This window comes from Massilia sp. 2TAF26 (assembly GCF_052115005.1).
In the GTDB taxonomy this organism is placed as follows: domain Bacteria; phylum Pseudomonadota; class Gammaproteobacteria; order Burkholderiales; family Burkholderiaceae_D; genus Telluria.
This window is the reverse complement of sequence record NZ_JBFRFV010000012.1, coordinates 14,909-31,386: the sequence shown is the minus strand read 5'-3', so window position 1 is coordinate 31,386 and position 16,478 is coordinate 14,909. Positions and strand designations below refer to the sequence as shown.

General features: G+C 62.0%; 13 protein-coding genes and 1 tRNA gene. 5 read left to right on the top strand and 9 right to left on the bottom strand.

Translation table 11 applies throughout. The features are described 5' to 3' along the window. Positions 1–39: 39 nt before the first annotated feature. Entirely contained in the window at positions 40–1,422 is a 1,383-nt protein-coding gene (locus AB4Z32_RS14270) for a serine hydrolase domain-containing protein (protein ID WP_442122513.1), read from the bottom strand. Between the two features lie 96 nt (positions 1,423–1,518). Between AB4Z32_RS14270 and murI the strand changes: the two genes are divergently transcribed. Continuing rightward, a complete protein-coding gene (gene murI / locus AB4Z32_RS14265) occupies positions 1,519–2,382 on the top strand; it encodes a glutamate racemase (RefSeq protein ID WP_442122512.1) in 864 nt (287 codons plus the stop codon). A gap of 74 nt (positions 2,383–2,456) precedes the next feature. Then, positions 2,457–2,532, top strand: a tRNA-His gene (locus tag AB4Z32_RS14260). 58 nt (positions 2,533–2,590) lie between these two features. Here the strand turns inward: AB4Z32_RS14260 and AB4Z32_RS14255 are convergent. From AB4Z32_RS14255 to dusA, 5 genes are all read right to left on the bottom strand, one after another. Then, positions 2,591–3,001 carry a hypothetical protein gene (locus AB4Z32_RS14255; RefSeq protein ID WP_442122511.1) on the bottom strand — a complete coding sequence of 137 codons (411 nt, stop codon included), beginning with the start codon at positions 2,999–3,001 and terminating at the stop codon, positions 2,591–2,593. A gap of 126 nt (positions 3,002–3,127) precedes the next feature. Further along, entirely contained in the window at positions 3,128–3,502 is a 375-nt protein-coding gene (locus AB4Z32_RS14250; RefSeq protein WP_442122510.1) for a YXWGXW repeat-containing protein, read from the bottom strand. Between the two features lie 175 nt (positions 3,503–3,677). Beyond that, positions 3,678–4,019 (bottom strand): energy transducer TonB, encoded by a 342-nt coding sequence (locus AB4Z32_RS14245; protein WP_442122509.1) that lies wholly within the window; start codon positions 4,017–4,019, stop codon positions 3,678–3,680. Positions 4,020–4,095: 76 nt separating this feature from the next. Beyond that, positions 4,096–5,904 (bottom strand): methyl-accepting chemotaxis protein, encoded by a 1,809-nt coding sequence (locus AB4Z32_RS14240; protein ID WP_442122508.1) that lies wholly within the window; start codon positions 5,902–5,904, stop codon positions 4,096–4,098. 346 nt (positions 5,905–6,250) lie between these two features. Then, positions 6,251–7,243, bottom strand: a complete 993-nt coding sequence (dusA, locus tag AB4Z32_RS14235) for a tRNA dihydrouridine(20/20a) synthase DusA (RefSeq protein WP_442122507.1) — start codon at positions 7,241–7,243, stop codon at positions 6,251–6,253. A gap of 847 nt (positions 7,244–8,090) precedes the next feature. Here dusA and AB4Z32_RS14230 point away from each other — a divergent pair. Then, positions 8,091–9,452: a Fic family protein gene (locus AB4Z32_RS14230; RefSeq protein ID WP_442122506.1), complete on the top strand. Its 1,362-nt coding sequence runs from the start codon at positions 8,091–8,093 to the stop codon at positions 9,450–9,452. A gap of 135 nt (positions 9,453–9,587) precedes the next feature. On the opposite strand, the gene AB4Z32_RS14225 is transcribed toward AB4Z32_RS14230, so the two are convergent. The 3 genes from AB4Z32_RS14225 to AB4Z32_RS14215 form a co-directional block, all read right to left on the bottom strand. Then, positions 9,588–10,631: a glycosyltransferase family 4 protein gene (locus AB4Z32_RS14225; protein ID WP_442122505.1), complete on the bottom strand. Its 1,044-nt coding sequence runs from the start codon at positions 10,629–10,631 to the stop codon at positions 9,588–9,590. A gap of 30 nt (positions 10,632–10,661) precedes the next feature. Continuing rightward, a complete protein-coding gene (locus tag AB4Z32_RS14220; RefSeq protein ID WP_442122504.1) occupies positions 10,662–11,585 on the bottom strand; it encodes a hypothetical protein in 924 nt (307 codons plus the stop codon). Positions 11,586–11,803: 218 nt separating this feature from the next. After that, positions 11,804–14,029: a tetratricopeptide repeat protein gene (locus AB4Z32_RS14215; protein WP_442122503.1), complete on the bottom strand. Its 2,226-nt coding sequence runs from the start codon at positions 14,027–14,029 to the stop codon at positions 11,804–11,806. Positions 14,030–14,614: 585 nt separating this feature from the next. Between AB4Z32_RS14215 and AB4Z32_RS14210 the strand changes: the two genes are divergently transcribed. Together AB4Z32_RS14210 and AB4Z32_RS14205 are read left to right on the top strand one after the other, a co-directional pair. Beyond that, complete coding sequence (locus AB4Z32_RS14210) at positions 14,615–15,496, top strand: flagellin N-terminal helical domain-containing protein (protein WP_442122502.1); 882 nt, start codon at positions 14,615–14,617, stop codon at positions 15,494–15,496. Between the two features lie 101 nt (positions 15,497–15,597). Beyond that, the gene (locus tag AB4Z32_RS14205; RefSeq protein WP_442122501.1) at positions 15,598–16,446 is read left to right on the top strand and encodes a hypothetical protein; all 849 of its coding nucleotides are present in this window, start codon (positions 15,598–15,600) and stop codon (positions 16,444–16,446) included. The last annotated feature ends 32 nt before the right edge of the window (positions 16,447–16,478 follow it).

The window sequence follows — 16,478 nt, the reverse complement described above, 5'->3', positions numbered from 1 at the left end:
AAACCGCCCCGGCCCTGCCGCGGCGGTTTTTTTACGTCCCTATTTCGGGCCGAAGCCGCGGATCCTGCCGTCCCTGTCGAGATCGAAGCCCCAGCTCTGGGCCTTGGCGCCATGGCGGACGCGGTAGACGCGGTCGATGCCCTTGTCCGTCTCCTTTTCCGATACCAGCACGATTTCCTCCGCGGGCGGGATCGAGCGCAGGAAGGGCACCAGGAAGTCCCTGAAGGCCGGGACGAACTGCTTGCGCGCGTCCTCGGTGAAGCGGCTGTCGTCGACCTTGCCGGCGGCGCCGTCGACGAGGACCTGGCGCAGCGCCGCGCTCAGCGCCGGACGGGCATCCGCGATCCCCTCCGGCATCGCCAGCTTCGGCGGCGGATAGAACAGCTCCGACACGCCCTTTGCCAGGTAGGGATACAGCTTCTGGCCATTGGTCAGCACGATGAAGGTCGCGCGCTCCTGCGGCAAGCGCAGGATGTCCGACAGCGCCGGACCGCCGGAATGGCCGACCGTCTTGCGGCCATTGAATTCGCCGACCACCCAGCCGATGCCGAAGCCGTTGACCGTGCCGTTCCCGAGCTGCGCCGGCGTCCACATCGCCTGCATGGCCTCCCTGCGAAGGAAAGTCCCCTTGTCGAGCGCCACCGCCACCTTCGCAAGATCGGAGACGGAGGCCAGCAGGCCGCCGGCATCGTAGCTGAGCGGCCCGAAATGGAAACTGGAGTTCTTATGGCGGCCGTCGCTCCAGCCGTAGACGCCGGCCCGCTTCGGCACCACCTCGGTGCTGCGCATGTCCGGCTCGCCGCTGCTGTATTCGAAATCGGCGCGCAACCCGAGCGGACCCGTCACGTACCGCTTGAGCGCCTGCGTATAGGGCATGCCGGCCGCCGCCTCGATCACTTTCGCCAGCACGGTGTAGCCGCCGATGCCGTATTCGCTCGATGCGCCCGGCGCGTGCGTGAGCGGCATGGCGGCGGCCGCGGCGACGTAGTCGTCCAGCGTGGCGTCCGGCTTGACCTTGACGTTATCGGGGATGCCCGACGAGTGGTCCGCCAGGTGGCGCACCGTGACCGCTTTCCAGGCCTCGGGGGCGTTCGGCAGGTAGCGGGCGATGCTCGCATCCAGCGACAGCTTGCCCGCCTCCTGCAGGCGCATCAACAGCATGCCAGTGAAGGGCTTGGTGGACGAGGCGAGCTGGAACACGGTGTCCGGCGTCACGCGCTGCTGCCATTCCAGGTTCGCCAAACCATAGGTCTGCAGCTTGGCGATCTTGCCGTCCCTGACGATGGCGACCGCGGCGCCCGGCACATGATTCAGCGCCATCTGCTTGCGGATGTAGTCGTCGACCCGGTCGGCGTGGGCCGGCGCGGCCGCGATGCTGGCCAGCGCCAGGCCGGCGATGGCGTTTCCGATTGCTCGAGGCATGGCTTCTCCATTATTCGGGTGCAGAAAATATAGCAGCGAAGCGCGCCGCCGCCTCCCCCCAGGCATGGTGGGCCCGCCGCGTGCTACCATCTCCGCATGAATCTGCCCTACCTGCCCAGCGACGCCCCGGTCGGCATCTTCGATTCCGGCGTCGGTGGACTCTCGATCCTGCGCCATATCCGCGCCCAGCTGCCCCACGAACACCTGATCTACGTGGCCGACTCCGGCTTCGCACCCTACGGCGACAAGCCCGAACAGGTGGTGGCCGAACGTTCGCTGGCCATCGCCCGCTTCCTTGCCGCCCACGGCGCCAAGGCCCTGGTGGTGGCCTGCAACACGGCGACCATCGCCGCCGTGAAGCTGCTGCGCGCCCGCTTTCCGGAGATGCCGATCGTCGGCGTCGAGCCTGGCCTGAAACCGGCGGCTGCGGCCAGCCGCAACGGCAAGATCGGCGTACTGGCCACCGAGCGGGCCCTGGCCGGCGCCAAGTTCCTGACGCTGCGCGACGAGATCGCGCAAGCCACCGGCGCCGAGTTCCTGCTGCAGCCCTGCAAGGGCCTGGCCGACCAGATCGAATTCGGCGAACTCGATGCGCAGGAAACCTCCGGCATGCTGCGGCGTTACATCGCACCGCTGCTGGCGCAAGGCGCCGACACCCTGGTGCTCGGCTGCACCCACTACCCGCTGGTACAGGCGTCGATCGAACGGGTGATCGAGGAAGAAGGCGTGCGCGGCGTGACCATCATCGATACCGGCGAAGCAGTCGCCCGCCAGCTGGGACGCCTGCTGGAAACCGGCGGCCTGCTGCGCTCCCCCGATGCGACTGCGCCGGCCCGCCTGCAAGCCTATACGAGCGCCAGCGCGACCGCCCTGTCGGCGGCGTTCAACAGCCTGATCGGCATCGATCCGCAGGTGGAAGAGACCGGCTTCGACCTGCCTGGCACTGCCGGGCACATTTAGATTTGCCAGATGGGGAAGGTGCCGCTATAATCTCGTTCTGTCTCGGCAACAACGAGACAGTAAGTAAGACAGTGGTGGCTGTAGCTCAGTTGGTAGAGTCCAGGATTGTGATTCCTGTTGTCGTGGGTTCGAGTCCCATCAGCCACCCCAAAGAATTCGATGAGAAGTCCGGTTCGCAAGACCCGGGCTTTTTGTTTTTCCGCGCTCCTCACCAGCACCGGAACTCCATCGACCCCGCCATCAGCGCATCGCCCCTCACCCGCCGCCGGGCCATGCAGCGGCCCACATTCCGGACATTCAGGCGCAGGACGCGCGGCGTTCCCGCATACAGGCAGTCGACCTGGTAGATCATCGAGCGCGAACCCGTCCTCATGTTCCAGGACTGGAACAGGATCCCGCCCATCTGCCATTCCTTCTCCGGCATGCCTTCCGCCAGACCTCTTTCATCGGCGCGGGTGGCGGGCAGGTAGCCGAGGATCCGTGCCCGGTCCAGCCGGGCTTTCGGCAGCTTCCAGTCGGCAGGCGGACTGATGGGGCACTCGAGCGGGGCAGCGTGCGCCAGGCAGCAGCCGAGCAGCAGCGCAGCGAAGGTGATGTTCTTCCTGGAAATGCATCGCATGGTAATCTTTTGTCATCATTGGATTCTCCATGCTAGGCATCCCGCATGCCGCCGGCTTGCGCGCCCTCACCCGCAAAAACAAAAAGCCAGTCGCTCGGACTGGCTTTTTGCTTCAGCGATGACGGATTACGAACGGTTCGGATTGTTCGGGCGGGCGTCGAAGCGGTTCGGGACGCCGTCGCCGTCACGGTCGCCGCGGCGCCAGCCGCCACGCTCCAACTGCCAGCCGTTGTCGCCCTGGCGCCATTCCGGACGGCGGTAGGTATAGCCCCTGCGGACTTTCTCGTAGTGGCCCTTGGCCCACACGTAGCGATGGCCGTTCCAGTTCCAGTAGCCGGGCGCCCATTCGTAGCCGTGGCGTGCATGCGGCACGACTTCGTGGCGCGGCGCCGGCGGTGCGGTGCGGACGACCACCACGTCACCTTTCGCGAAGGCCTGCGCCGGGACAAAAGCGGCGGTGCTGATCAGGGCTGCGGCAGCGGCACAGAGGATTCGTTTCATGATGCTTCTCCTTTCGGTTGGTGTGAGACCACTATAGCGAGCCGAAGCGCGAAACAGTGATTCTGATGCAAGTGCTTACAACCGAAACATGAAGCGACAGATGTGTAACAAGGGCAAGCAGTAAACGACAAACCGGCCGCGCGGGCCGGTTTCCTCACTACGGACGGGAAGCGGATCAGTCCAGCTTCCAGGCGTAGTCGACCTTGGTCCAGGTCTGGGCCGGTGCGCCATCCTTGGTGCCCGGCTTGAATTTGCAGGACGACAGGCCTTTCAGGGCTGCCTTGTCCAGGCCTTTGAAGCCGCTCGACTTTTCCAGCTTCGAATCTGCCACCGAACCGTCGGCATTGACCAGGAAGGACATCGAGGTCACGCCCTGCTCTTCATTCATCAGCGAGGCTTTCGGGTATTCGACCTTGCACTTCGACGGATCGAAGCTGGCCGGGGTTTCGGCGGCGGCGGCGAAACCGGTAACGAACATACTGGCAAACAGGACTGCGGCAAATTTCTTGTTGGACATTTTTATTTCCCCTAAATAACAAAGTTTTTTTTAATGGCCGGTTTGTTCACCGGCCGATTTGACGAGCCGTCCTGGCTCAGAATTCTTCCCAGTCGTCGCTGGCGGCAGCCGCTGCGACCTTCTTCGAGGTCGACGATGCGCCGCCGGCTTCCGGCGCCTGCGCTTCCTCGGCCTTGGCGGCCGGCTTGCGGGCGGCAGCCGGCTTTTTCAGCTGAGGAGATGCGGCTGGCCGACGTGCCGGACGGGCCACCACGGCGCGGGTTGCCACCGCGGTCGAGGCCGAAACCGGTGCGGCTGCGTCAAAGGCGGCGGCTTCTTCGCCTTCGGCCAGCTTGAAGATGCTGACCACGCGCTGCAGCTCGGCAGCCTGGTCCTGCAGGCTCTGGAAGGCGGCGGCAGCCTCCTCGACCAGGGCGGCGTTCTGCTGGGTCATGCCGTCCATCTCGATGATCGACAGGTTGACCTGCTCGATGCCGGCGCTCTGCTCGGCGCTGGCGGCGGCGATGTCGCTCATGATGTCGGTCACGCGCTTGACGCTGTCGACCACTTCTTCCATGGTCACGCCGGCCTGGCCGACCAGCTTGGAACCGCGACCGATCTTCTCGACGGAGTCGCCGATCAGGGTTTTGATCTCTTTTGCCGCAGCGGCCGAACGCTGGGCCAGGTTACGCACTTCGGATGCCACGACCGCGAAACCGCGGCCCTGTTCGCCGGCACGGGCGGCTTCCACCGCAGCGTTCAGCGCCAGGATGTTGGTCTGGAAGGCGATGCCATCGATCACGCCGATGATGTCGGCAATCTTGCCGGCCGAGCTGTTGATCTCACCCATCGTGCCGACCACTTGCGACACCACTTCACCGCCCTTGCGCGCCACATCCGATGCGGTGGCGGCCAGCTGGTTGGCTTCACGGGCGTTGTCGGCGTTCTGCTTCACGGTCGAAGTCAGCTCTTCCATGGCCGAGGCGGTCTTCTCCAGCGAGCTGGCCTGCAGTTCGGTACGCGAGGACAGGTCGACGTTGCCGGCGGCGATTTCACGCGAGGCAGTGGTGATGGTATGGGTGCCGCGACGGACCTGGCTGACGATGTCGACCAGGCTGTTGCGCATCTGTTTCATTTCGCTCAGCAGGCTGCCTTTGTCCGACGACTTGGTGTCGATCGAGATCGACAGGTCGCCTTCGGCGATGCTGGTGGCGATCTTCGAGGTGTAGCTCGGTTCGCCGCCAAGCTGCTTCAGCAGGCCGCGGGTGATCACATAGGCAGCCGCCACGCCGATCGCGACGGCGGCCAGCAAGGTCAGCAGCATGAAGTTACGCGCGCTTTCATACTGGGCGCCGGCGTCGGCCTGGGTCTGGGCGTTCTGCTTGTCTTCGCGGTCGGCCAGCTGGTCCAGCGCTTCCAGCCATTTCTTCTGCGCCGGGCGGATTTCCTTGACCATCACGCGGGTCGCGTCCATGGCGTTATTCGCCAGATAGAGTTCCGATGCCTTGGCGATGGCCGGCATGGCGACGCCTTCCGCTTCCTTGACCTGGGCCAGCAGCGCCTTTTCTTCGGCCGAGGCCTCCAGTGCGAACTTCTCGCTCAGCTTCTGCTGCAGCGCATCGTACTTGGCGGTCTGCTCCTTGAAGCGCTTGAGTTCCGGTTCCATGTCGGCCGGATCGGTCATCAGGGTCAGGGTACGCAGCGAGGTGACGCGTTCGCTGACGTTGTTGCGCATGTCGACGACAAGACGGGTGACGACGTTGCTGACGCCGATCACGTGATCGAGCCTGCTCTGGATCTGTCCGGTGCGAACGATGCCGACGACGGTCAGGATGACCATCAGCACGAGCACGAGAGCGAAGCCCAGCGCCAGGCGCATGCCGACCTTCATGTTGGATAAATTCATTTACTGTCTTCCCTGTTCTTCAGATGATTGGATCCGCCCGGAACTTCTGCGCCGCGCGCCCCTTTTTATTACTAAAAGTTCAACTTCTCCGTGAACTTTTGTGTATTTCCGTCAGGATAAATCAAAACTCGACAGTTGCAGCGAGTAAACATGACTCTACTCAATACTGTTTCGCTACTACAACAATATCAAGGGCCGTACGGGGAGAAGAGCCCGAATTATGGGTCTATTCTTGCTGTTGAGCAAGGAAAAGAGACGCGGCGCACGTATTTACATGCGCCGGTGTGGTGAATTGTGAACAGGAAAAACGGCCAGGATTTGACCGTATTGATAGAATGTTAAATTCTCACGCTGCCTTGCGCAGGCGGCCGGCAGCTTCCAGCAGGAGTTCCGGATTGCCTTCGGCCAGGCGGCGGGAATCGGACAGCAGCTGGCGGAAGCCTCGCGCGCCCGGCAGTCCGGCCATCAGGCCCAGCATGTGGCGGGTGATGCTGTTCAGGCGCATGCCCAGCGGGCCGTAGCGCTCGAGCTGCTCGCGGATATACGGAATCATCGCTTCCAGTACCTGCTCGCGCGAGCCCGGCGCGCTCGTCCCGTCGCCGTAGAAGCGGGCGTCCCACTCGGCCATCAGCCAAGGGTTGTGATAGGCCTCGCGCCCGATCATGACGCCGTCGACGTGCCGCAGGTGGCTTTCGATCTCGTCGTTGGTCTTGATGCCGCCGTTGATGATGATCTCCAGCTCCGGGAACTCTTTCTTGAGCTCGTAGGCGACGTGGTAGCGCAGCGGCGGAATCTCGCGATTTTCCTTCGGCGACAGCCCTTTCAGCACGGCATTGCGGGCGTGGACGATGAACGTGCGGCAACCGGCATCGGCGATGGTGCCGATGAAGTCGCGCACGAAGCCGTAGTCCTCGTTGTAGTCGATGCCGATGCGGTGCTTGACGGTGACGTCGATCGAGACCGCGTCGCGCATCGCCTTCACGCAGTCGGCCACCAGTTGCGGCTCGTTCATCAGGCAGGCACCGAACGCCCCCTTCTGCACGCGCTCCGAGGGGCAGCCGCAGTTCAGGTTGATCTCGTCATAGCCCCATTGCTCGCCCAGCTTCGCGCTTTTCGCCAGGTCGGCCGGCTCGCTGCCGCCGAGTTGCAAGGCGATCGGGTGCTCAACCTCGTCGTAGCGCAGGTGGCGCTCGACGTCGCCGTAGACCAGCGCACCGGTGGTCACCATCTCGGTATACATCCAGGTGTGGCGGGTGATCTGACGGTGGAACACGCGGCAGTGGCGGTCGGTCCAGTCCATCATTGGCGCAGTACTTAGAAGTCGTTTGCGGTATTTCATGTTTTCTTTGATTCGATATGTCCAGCGTCTGGCGCAACCCAATAGTTTATAGCGAAAGCGTCGTAGAGGGCCATATGTTCTCAATGATCGTTTTGTTGTGACGATATCCGCGCCGACCAATAAGGGTCCGCACAGCCATACCGCTAACATGCAATTTTCCGTCTGATGTTGCCAATGAGTCATACTATTCATTCTCTTTATCAAAGAAAATCTTTGTGGATCGAGAACTCCAATTGCTCCTTCTGAAATCGAAGAGTCGTCTTGAAAGGATTGCCCGGTCCATGGGCTCGGGCGCCAAGGCGATAGATCTGTATGGGTAGGTTTGGATCGCCATATGTGCACTACAAGAGCGCCTGGGCAGCGCATGGATGAGAACTTCGTGCCGTTGCCTGGCGGACCAGTAAGGCCGCTTCCCCAAAAGACAACGAGGAATTTCGAGCATGAGCATTTGTTTTGACCTTCGAATGGATATTGCTCATCCGTCGGATATCACGCGGTCGCTGGGCTTTTGTCCATCATAGGAGTTTCTTGGACAGGGCCGTCACGCCACGCGAGTACGAGCCAATCTGCTCGTTTCGCTTGTCGCCTTCCCCGGTATCGAGCTGAGATAGTCGACAATGATCACGTCTAGACCATGCCTGCGCGTCGGGCCTACGCTTGGGGTCGAAGCTCGGGCAGAGAAAACGCCAGCCTCATATCCATACCAAAGCACTTATTGGCGAACTCAGCTTTCAGTAGCGTCAAACAAACCCAGCTTAAACCGCGCCATATTTGGCATATAAGCTGGCGCAGTTCAGAGAACTGCGCCACAATTGCGCCATCTATTTCTTGACTGCGCCAATCAATCATGCCGACCGCCGCTGACTTGCTGAACAGTATCCGAATGTCCGACACCGGTCTGACACTGGCTGAACTTCTTAGTCAACATCCCGATGTTGCCCGGCGTACGGCTCAGCGCTCAATCGCACAACTGATCGCACGGAGCCAAGTCACTGCGGTAGGTGAAGGTCGAGCTCGCCGCTATTTCAGCGTTGGTACCCGCACTGACACGAGCGTAAAAAATGCCGGTACGGACGCTTTCCCCAGCTTTATCCCGCTCTCCGCGGACAGCCAGGACATTCTTGCCCATGTCGACCAGCCCGTGGAAGCACGCAAGCCAGTGGGCTACCAGCGCGAATTTCTGGACGCCTACCGCCCAAACGAGACTTGGTACCTGTCCGAGTCATTGCGTCGCCAACTACGAAAAATGGGCATCACCGCCGATGTCGGGGCGCCTGCAGGCACCTACAGCCGGGCCATCCTGAATCGCTTGCTGATCGATCTGTCGTGGGCGTCGAGCCATTTGGAAGGCAATACCTATTCACGCCTTGATACGCGCGAACTCATCGAGCACGGGAAAGCGGCCCGTGGCAAGGCCGCTATCGAAACGCAGATGATTCTGAATCACAAGACGGCCATCGAACTTCTTGTCGAAAACATCAGCGAGGCGGAGTTCAACCGCTACACGCTGATGAACCTGCACAGCGCCCTGGCGGAAAACTTGCTGCCCAACCCCGCGGACGAAGGGAGAATCCGGCTGCATGCGGTCGACATCGGCAAAAACGTCTATCGTCCCCTGTTCACGTCCCAGCAGCTCGAGGACGCCCTGGACGCGCTGCTGAACAAGGCAAACCAGATCAGTGATCCGTTCGAGCAGTCGTTCTTCATGATGGTGCATTTGCCTTACTTGCAGCCATTTGCCGACATCAATAAACGCACTTCGCGGCTGGCCGCGAATCTGCCGCTGTTTCTCGCCAATCTGTGCCCACTCACGTTTCTGGACGTACCCGAGCAAGCCTACAGCCGTGCCACTCTCGGCGTATACGAGCTGACGCGCGTCGAGCTGCTGCGTGACCTGTACGTCTGGGCCTATGAACGCTCGACACAGGAATATCTCGCCCTGAAGCAGAATCTGACCGAACCCGATCCGCTGCGCCTGGCCTGGCGTGACCTGATCAAGCAGACCATTCGCGAGATCGTCATTCACACTGAAAACGAGCCACTCGCCAGCATCCAGCGATCCGTGGCGCGCCATGTCCCAGAGCATGAGCAGCCCAGCGTGCAGGCGCTCATCGTTGAAGAACTCAAGCGCTTACATGAGGGCGTACTGGCGCGCTATGGTTTGCGACCGTCCGAATACGCAGCCTGGAAGGCGGTACACAGGCATTGAGAACCTCACGCGTTGGCGCCAGCCTCAACATGCGAATTCGGCGAACCTTGCAAAGTTCTGCTACTCCAAATTTGCACCAGACCGACCACCGGTCTCCGGCTGCTTCAGCAGAAGGCCTTGCGCGGCGGAGCCGGTTCAATATCCCAGCTTGCTGATTTCCCGGCGCGTGGTGACGTCCCGGATGATGCCGTCGAAACCGCTGCGCCAGTCTTTTGCCAGGGTCCGGAGCAGCAGACTCTTTGCCGCCTTCGGAAGGCTCGCGCGTACCGATTGATTACTCAGGATCGTTCTCAGGTTTTCCGCGAGAATGTCCGTATTGCCGACCGGGTGCACGAGCGCATTGACGCCGTGTTTCAGGCCGATGTGCCGATAGGTATCCAGGTCGGAGACGCAGATTGGCACTTCCAGTTCGAACGATTCCCAGATCGACAACGGTTGCGACTCGCTCGAGCTGGCCAATACGAAGCAGTCGGCGGAAGCCAGGTATCGCAACGCGATTTCATTCGGCTGCTCGCCCAGGAAGTGGTAACGCTCCGGGTGCGCCTTGACGATTGCCTGTTCCCTCTCCGGGAGATGAATGAATTTGCCGATGAAGACACATTCGATTTCGCGCTTCATGCTGTCGCTGAGCAGCTCGACCGCATTGATCGTGTCCTGCATGCGCTTGCGCGGCTCGACTGTTCCGATCGACACGATGCGAAGTTTGTCCTTGGGTGCCGGTTCGATCGCTTGCGTGTAGATGGCGTCGTTCCAGAAAGGCAGAACGTGTACCTCGGCAGGGGAATCGAAGGTAAAGCTGCTGTACACCATCTTCTGGTAGGTCGTCTGGAAAACGATTGCCGCAGCCTGGCGGAAACCTTCGGCCAGCGCCGGGTTCCTCAGGATAAATTGACGGCCAATATCAGACTCATGAATCCACCAGATCATCGGGCATTGGGCGCCGAACTTTGCCACGAATTCACCCCCCATCATGGTGTTGGCGACGACGAGGTCGACGTCGGAAGCGTTCGAGACGATCGGAATGTCCAGAGCCTTGAGCTTGGTCTTGATGTCGCCTTCCCCATCGATACGCGGCATCACGGAAACCTCGTGTTGTTCGCGGAGATGTTCGGCCAGGCGCAGGATCGCCGTGCTGGCGCCGGTGGTGTAGAACTCGTCGTTCAGTAACAGTATTTTCATGATGTCCTAGTGATAGGCAGTGCCGCCCGCTCAGGCGGCGACGAAACGATGTTGATGGTCCAGGCTCAGGCCGAAGTCGCGCTCGGACTCCAATTGTCCAAGCGGTACGCCTTCGAGTGCCATCACGTCGCCGACCAGTTTGTCTTCGTAATATTCGCCTTCCAGCAGGCCGGGGAAACGAATGGTAGCCATGACAAACTTTTCCAGCGGACCGCTGCCGAGGTAATAGGCGCCGCCACGTGCCCATGGACGGTGGAAGGGCTTGCCGTATGCGCGCCGGTTCAGTACCGGATCCTCGCATTTATTCCAGTGCCAGCAACGGTCGTGACTCAGGCTGGTCACCGGGAAACCGGCATAGACGTCCTCCTGCTTGAGCAGGTAAACCGCATCCTTGAGCCTTTCCGGATCGACCAGGGTCTGGTCATCGTCCACCTTCAGGATACCCACCTGGGAATCGACGTTCTCATACACCCAGTGCAAGGCTGCCGTCACCTTGCGAGGCAGGCTCTCATAATTGTCGGGGGCGTTGACCTGGATTGCGCGCGGATGCTCGATCGGGGCGGTATCCGAACCGGTCACGATCAGGTACGGAAATTGTGCCGCGTCGAACTGCTGGGCCAGGCGCAGCGCGTTGTCCTGATAGCGGCGGCAGCTGATGATCAAGGCCAGCGACGCTTTCGCCGGCGTCTTCGCGACGAGTCCCTTGTAAAGCTGCTGCAGGTTCTCGCGGTACGGGGCGAGTGCAATGGCAGCCTTGAGGTAGCCGAGTGCCGGACCCGCGGCGCCGCGCAAGCGCTCGATCTCGAAACGCTTGTAGTCCAGTATCCATTTGAAATCGGATGGAATGTAGGGATTTTCCTGCTCGAGGTTCGCACATACCGTCATCATGGCGGCCGCATTGTCAGGCGTGACCGCAATCTCTTGCAGCGCCATGATTTGATTGATAAAGCTCATTTAGACTTCGATCAGGATAGGGAAAGAAAAGAGGCGCTGTTTGAGACTTGGCCAGGAGACATTTTTTACTTTGTTGGCGTCAGACAATATCATGAATGCGCTCAAGCAAACAAGCCGCCGCCACCGTATTGATGGCGACATGCAAGGCTTCGTTGGAAAGCCGCATCAGAGCCGAAGGTTCTCGTTAACAAGCCGTCAAAAAGCGATTCGTTCGTCATTCAGTTCGCATGTCGCGAGCGCAGGTCCGCACGTACCTTGTCGATGACCGCGCTCCAATTTCCCTCGGAGGGCTGGCGGTACAGTTTCGCGTTCGGATACCACGGGCTGTCTTCCCGCTCGAGCAGCCAGCGCCAGTCGGGACGGCGGGGCAGCAGCACCCGCACGGGCTTGCCGAGTGCGCCAGCCAGGTGCGCCACACTGGTATCGACGGTGACGATCACGTCCATCAGTTCGCACAGCGCCGCCGTGTCGCTGAAATCCCGGATCGCCGCAGCGAACTGGCGCACCTTGGGCTGCAGGCCCAGCACCGCCTTGTCGGCCGTCCGCACCTCCTTTTGCAGCACGACGAAGTCGCATTCCTCGCCGAACAGCGGCGCGAACTGCTCCAGCGTGATGCTGCGGATGGCGTCGTTCTGGTACTTGGGATTGCCGTTCCAGACCACGCCCACACGCGGACGGGTCTGCTCGCCCAGCGTGCCGGCCCAGTGCACGACCTTGGCGGGATCGGCGGCCAGGTAAGGCACGCCGGCCGGGATGGTCTCGACAAGGGTGCCGAACGCCAGCGGAAGACTCATCAGCGGGCAATGGAGGTCGAAGGCCGGGGCCGGATCGCCCTTGGCGATGACGCGCGACACGCCATCGAGGCTGCTTGTCAGGCTGACCAGTTCGGGCTTCACTTCGAGGATGACGGTGGCGCCGCGCTGAGCGGCCATGCTTGCGTAGCGGCAGAACTGCAGCGTGTCGCCCAGGCCCTGCTCCCCCCAGAGCAGGATGGTCTTGCCCGCCAGGGACTCTACGCCGGTCCAGAGCGGCTGCTCGTATTCGCGCCTGTCCCTGGACAGGGAAAGCTCTTGCGCCGTCCAGCGCGACTCGTAGCTGCGCCAGCCTTCCGCGTAGTTACCCTGCTGCAGCTGAAGCAGGCCACGGTTGAAGCGGGCCAGCGAGCAGGCGGGATCGGCCGCGAGCGCCTGCTCATAACAGGCCATCGCTTCTTCACTGCGCCCCAGCTCTTCCATTACGCGGCCCAGGTTGGTATAGCCCGACGGATGGTGCGGCCAAAGTTCGATCACCTTGTGGCAGCTGGCGATCGCCGCGTCGTGGTCCCTGGTTTCGCGCTGGATGACGCCACGCGTCAGGTAGAGGTCGGCGTTGTCCGGCTCGAGGGCAATGGCGCGGCCGACGCTTTCGAGCGCAGCTTCGTACTGCCCGCTATCCTTCAGTGCCAGCGCGCGATGCTGCATCGCCAGGGCGTCGCTCTTGTCCAGGACGGTAACCGCCTCGTAGCTGAGGGCCGCCATGTCCGGGCGTCCCATGTCGCGCAGGATCTGCCCCTGGGTGCGATAGGCCTCGACGTAGCCGCGCTGTAGCTCGATCGCCTGCTCGCAGTCGGCCAGCGCCTCCTTGAGGCGCCTGAGCTTGCGCAGCACCGTCGCCCGGTTATTGTAGGCCTGCACCAGCTGCGGGTTCAGGGCGATCGCCTTGCTGTAGCTTTCCACGGCCTCCTTGGTGCGCTCCAGCGCCTGCAGTGCGCGGCCCCGGTTATACCAGGCGTCCGCATAGCCGGGAAACAGCTCGATCGCCAGGTCATAGGCCTGCATCGCGGCTTCGGCCTCGCCGCTATCGTTCAGGATGTTGCCGCGATTATTGTGGGCCTCGACATTGTGCGCGTTCAGCGCCAGCGCGCGGCCGACACTCTCCAGGGCGGCCTCGAAGCGGCCCAGGTCCTTGAGCGCCACGGCACGGTTGTTCCAGGCCTGTGCGTCGTCGGCGTTGAGCGCGAGCGCACGGTCGTAGCTGTCCAGCGCCTCTTCCTGCCGCCGCAGCCCCTGCAGAACGATGCCGCGGTTGTAATAAGTATCCGCATCGCCGGCCTGCAGCGCCAATGCCGCGTCGTAGCTGTCCAGCGCCTCGTCGAAGCGCTGCTGTTCTTTCAGCGCATTGCCCAGGTTGCCGTGCGCTTCCGCCACGTTCGCGTTGACCGCCAGCGCGTAGCGGATGAAATGTTCCGCCAGGCCAGGGTCGCCCAACTGGAAAGCGCCGATGCCGACATGGTGCAAGGCCTGGAAATGCCGGGGTGCGAGCTTGAGCGCCTGTTCATACGACAGCATCGCTTCATTGACCTGGCCCTGGCTGTGGAGCTGCAGGCCGTGGTTGAACAGCTGATTGGCCTGAGCCTGGTCCTGGGTGCCGGAATGGCCGGGAACGGAACTATTACTATATGCCATGTGGGGGAACGCGATAGATAGGATGGGTTCGCCCGGCGAGAGAGCAACGGTATGCCGGCGAAGGAAAGTCTTCGTGATTATAGAGGAAAGAGTTTTCGTAGGGCAACATAATCGCTGGATGCCTTGCGACTGGCGCAGGATCGTGGCGCTTTCCCGACACGAGGGCGTGCCCGGGCCGTTCTTGATGATTGAACAAGGAGCGGATAGTCAGGCAATCGCGCCCTAGCCATGAAATCAAGGGCTTACGCGCGACCGCAAAATTTTTAAAAAAATTTCCGCGTGGAATATAGAGGAAAGAGTTTTCGTAGGGCAACATAATCGCTGGATGCCTTGCGACCGGCGTAGGATCGTGGCGCTTTCCCGACACGAGGGCGTGCCCGGGCCGTTCTTGATGATTGAACAAGGAGCGGATAGTCAGGCAATCGCGCCCTACCCATGAAATCAAGGGCTTACGCGAGACCGCAGAATTTTTAAAAAAATTTCCGCGTGGAATTTAATGGATGTGTGGAAACGGTCGTCTTGTACTTGTGAGAGCGCCAGAAAGGCTGCTCCGAACAGACCAAACCGATATTCAGGAGCTTGAAAATGCTGAGCCTTCACACCAACGCCGCTTCGCTGTCCGCACAAAACTCGATCAGCAAGACCCAGACCAGCCTGTCGACCTCGATGACCCGCCTGTCGACCGGCTACCGCATCAATTCGGCAATGGACGACGCAGCCGGCCTGCAGATCGCCACCCGCCTGAAAGCCCAGAGCAGCGGCATGGCAGTTGCAATGCGCAACACCCAGAACTCGATCTCGATGCTGCAGACCGCCGAAGGTTCGCTGAGCGAAGTGAACAACATCCTGGTCCGCATGAAGGACCTGGCAACCCAGGCAGCCGATGGTTCGTCGTCGGATACCGACCGTACCGCGATGCAGACCGAGTATGACTCGCTGGGCAAGGAACTGAGCAACATCGTGTCGAACACCAAGTTCGGCGGCACCGAGCTGCTGAACACCTCGACCGGCAAGCTGAAGAGCTCCATCGACTTCCAGATCGGCTCGGACAAAACCGAGAAGATGACCGCCGACTTCTCGACCGACCTGTCGACCATGGCTACCGACATCAGCAGCACCTCGGGCGCCTTCAGCTCGACCGCCAGCTCGACCGTCACCGCCGTCGGCACCGAAATCGCTTCGAGCACGGCAGCCAACGGCAGCATCAAGACCCTGTCGGACGCGATCGACGCCGTCAGCGGCCTGCGTTCGAAGCTGGGCGCCGCATCGAACCGCCTGGACCACGTCTACAACAACCTGTCGAACGTCTCGACCAACACCGCAGCCGCAACCGGCCGCATCATGGATGTCGACTTCGCAGCTGAAAGCTCGAACATGACCTCGAACCAGATGCTGCTGCAAGCCTCGACCGCCATGCTGAAGCAGACCAACAGCATGTCGTCGATGGTCATGTCCCTGCTGCAGTAATCGCAGGGCCGGCATCGGCCGCCTTCCCGGGCTAGACCAGCCGGGAGCCCCCAAAGGCCAGCCTTGCGGTTGGCCTTTTTACTTGTTACTCTGCCTTTATCATGGCCTCCCTGTCCTTCCCCCCGCTCCTTGCGCCGGCCTTGCCCGCTGCACCCGCCGCCGGGCCGCTGCCGGTCGGTGCGGTCGCCGCCGTCGCCCCGGCCGCGCTGCTGGCCGAGATGGATTTCCTGCCGCTGCCCCTGCCCGGCGCGCAACAGGCGCAGGCGAAATCCGCACCGGGCGGCGACGGCATGGCGGAAGGCGCCGCGATGCGGCCGGACCAGGTATTGATGGCGCGCCAGCTGAGCTGGCCCACTCAAGAGGCCGGGACGCTCGCCAGTTCATGGCGCAGCATGGTGCGCAGCTATGGCACCCAGCTCGTGAACCGCGAACTGCAGGCGCGCCCCGGCCAGCTGCCGACGGCGATGCTGCTGGCGGGCCAGGATCCGCGCGTGCTGCGCCAGGGCGACCAGACCTCTCCTCTCGACGCCTGGCGCTTCACGGTGCATGCGGGCAGCCCGCAGGACCAGCACCTGCGCGTGGTGCAGGAAGAACACGAAGCGCAACAGCAGCAAAAAAGGCGCCGTGCCCGCGCCGCCCTGCGCCTGGAACTGGTGCTGATTGATGGCACCGTGGTGACCGTGCAGGCCGAACCCCTGGCCGACGGCGTGCGCCTGGAGTTGTGCGCGCCGGACGAAGCCTCGCTCGCGCGCCTGCGCGCGCTGGAGCCGAAACTCGAGAAAGCGGTGGCACGCGCCGGATTGCGCGTGCTGGGATGGAAGTACCGCGCCAGCCTGCCGATGGGGCCTGCCCACATCCGCCTGCCTTCGACGGACGCGGCGTCGGCGCTCAGCCTGCCGGTGTTTCGTGCGATGGCGGAATTGGCGCTGATGCTTCCCGTTCTTCAATAAAGGTTTGCGTGGGCACTCCGTGCCCACGATGG

What these genes read in the sequence shown, in the direction of transcription:
- AB4Z32_RS14245 (WP_442122509.1), bottom strand. Translation starts at nt 4,019, where the DNA reads ATGTCCAACAAGAAATTTGCCGCAGTCCTGTTTGCCAGTATGTTCGTT.
- AB4Z32_RS14215 (WP_442122503.1), bottom strand. Translation starts at nt 14,029, where the DNA reads ATGGCATATAGTAATAGTTCCGTTCCCGGCCATTCCGGCACCCAGGAC.
- AB4Z32_RS14210 (WP_442122502.1), top strand. Translation starts at nt 14,615, where the DNA reads ATGCTGAGCCTTCACACCAACGCCGCTTCGCTGTCCGCACAAAACTCG.
- AB4Z32_RS14205 (WP_442122501.1), top strand. Translation starts at nt 15,598, where the DNA reads ATGGCCTCCCTGTCCTTCCCCCCGCTCCTTGCGCCGGCCTTGCCCGCT.
- AB4Z32_RS14240 (WP_442122508.1), bottom strand. Translation starts at nt 5,904, where the DNA reads ATGAATTTATCCAACATGAAGGTCGGCATGCGCCTGGCGCTGGGCTTC.
- AB4Z32_RS14230 (WP_442122506.1), top strand. Translation starts at nt 8,091, where the DNA reads ATGCCGACCGCCGCTGACTTGCTGAACAGTATCCGAATGTCCGACACC.
- AB4Z32_RS14270 (WP_442122513.1), bottom strand. Translation starts at nt 1,422, where the DNA reads ATGCCTCGAGCAATCGGAAACGCCATCGCCGGCCTGGCGCTGGCCAGC.
- AB4Z32_RS14225 (WP_442122505.1), bottom strand. Translation starts at nt 10,631, where the DNA reads ATGAAAATACTGTTACTGAACGACGAGTTCTACACCACCGGCGCCAGC.
- AB4Z32_RS14250 (WP_442122510.1), bottom strand. Translation starts at nt 3,502, where the DNA reads ATGAAACGAATCCTCTGTGCCGCTGCCGCAGCCCTGATCAGCACCGCC.
- AB4Z32_RS14220 (WP_442122504.1), bottom strand. Translation starts at nt 11,585, where the DNA reads ATGAGCTTTATCAATCAAATCATGGCGCTGCAAGAGATTGCGGTCACG.
- AB4Z32_RS14255 (WP_442122511.1), bottom strand. Translation starts at nt 3,001, where the DNA reads ATGCGATGCATTTCCAGGAAGAACATCACCTTCGCTGCGCTGCTGCTC.
- murI (WP_442122512.1), top strand. Translation starts at nt 1,519, where the DNA reads ATGAATCTGCCCTACCTGCCCAGCGACGCCCCGGTCGGCATCTTCGAT.
- dusA (WP_442122507.1), bottom strand. Translation starts at nt 7,243, where the DNA reads ATGAAATACCGCAAACGACTTCTAAGTACTGCGCCAATGATGGACTGG.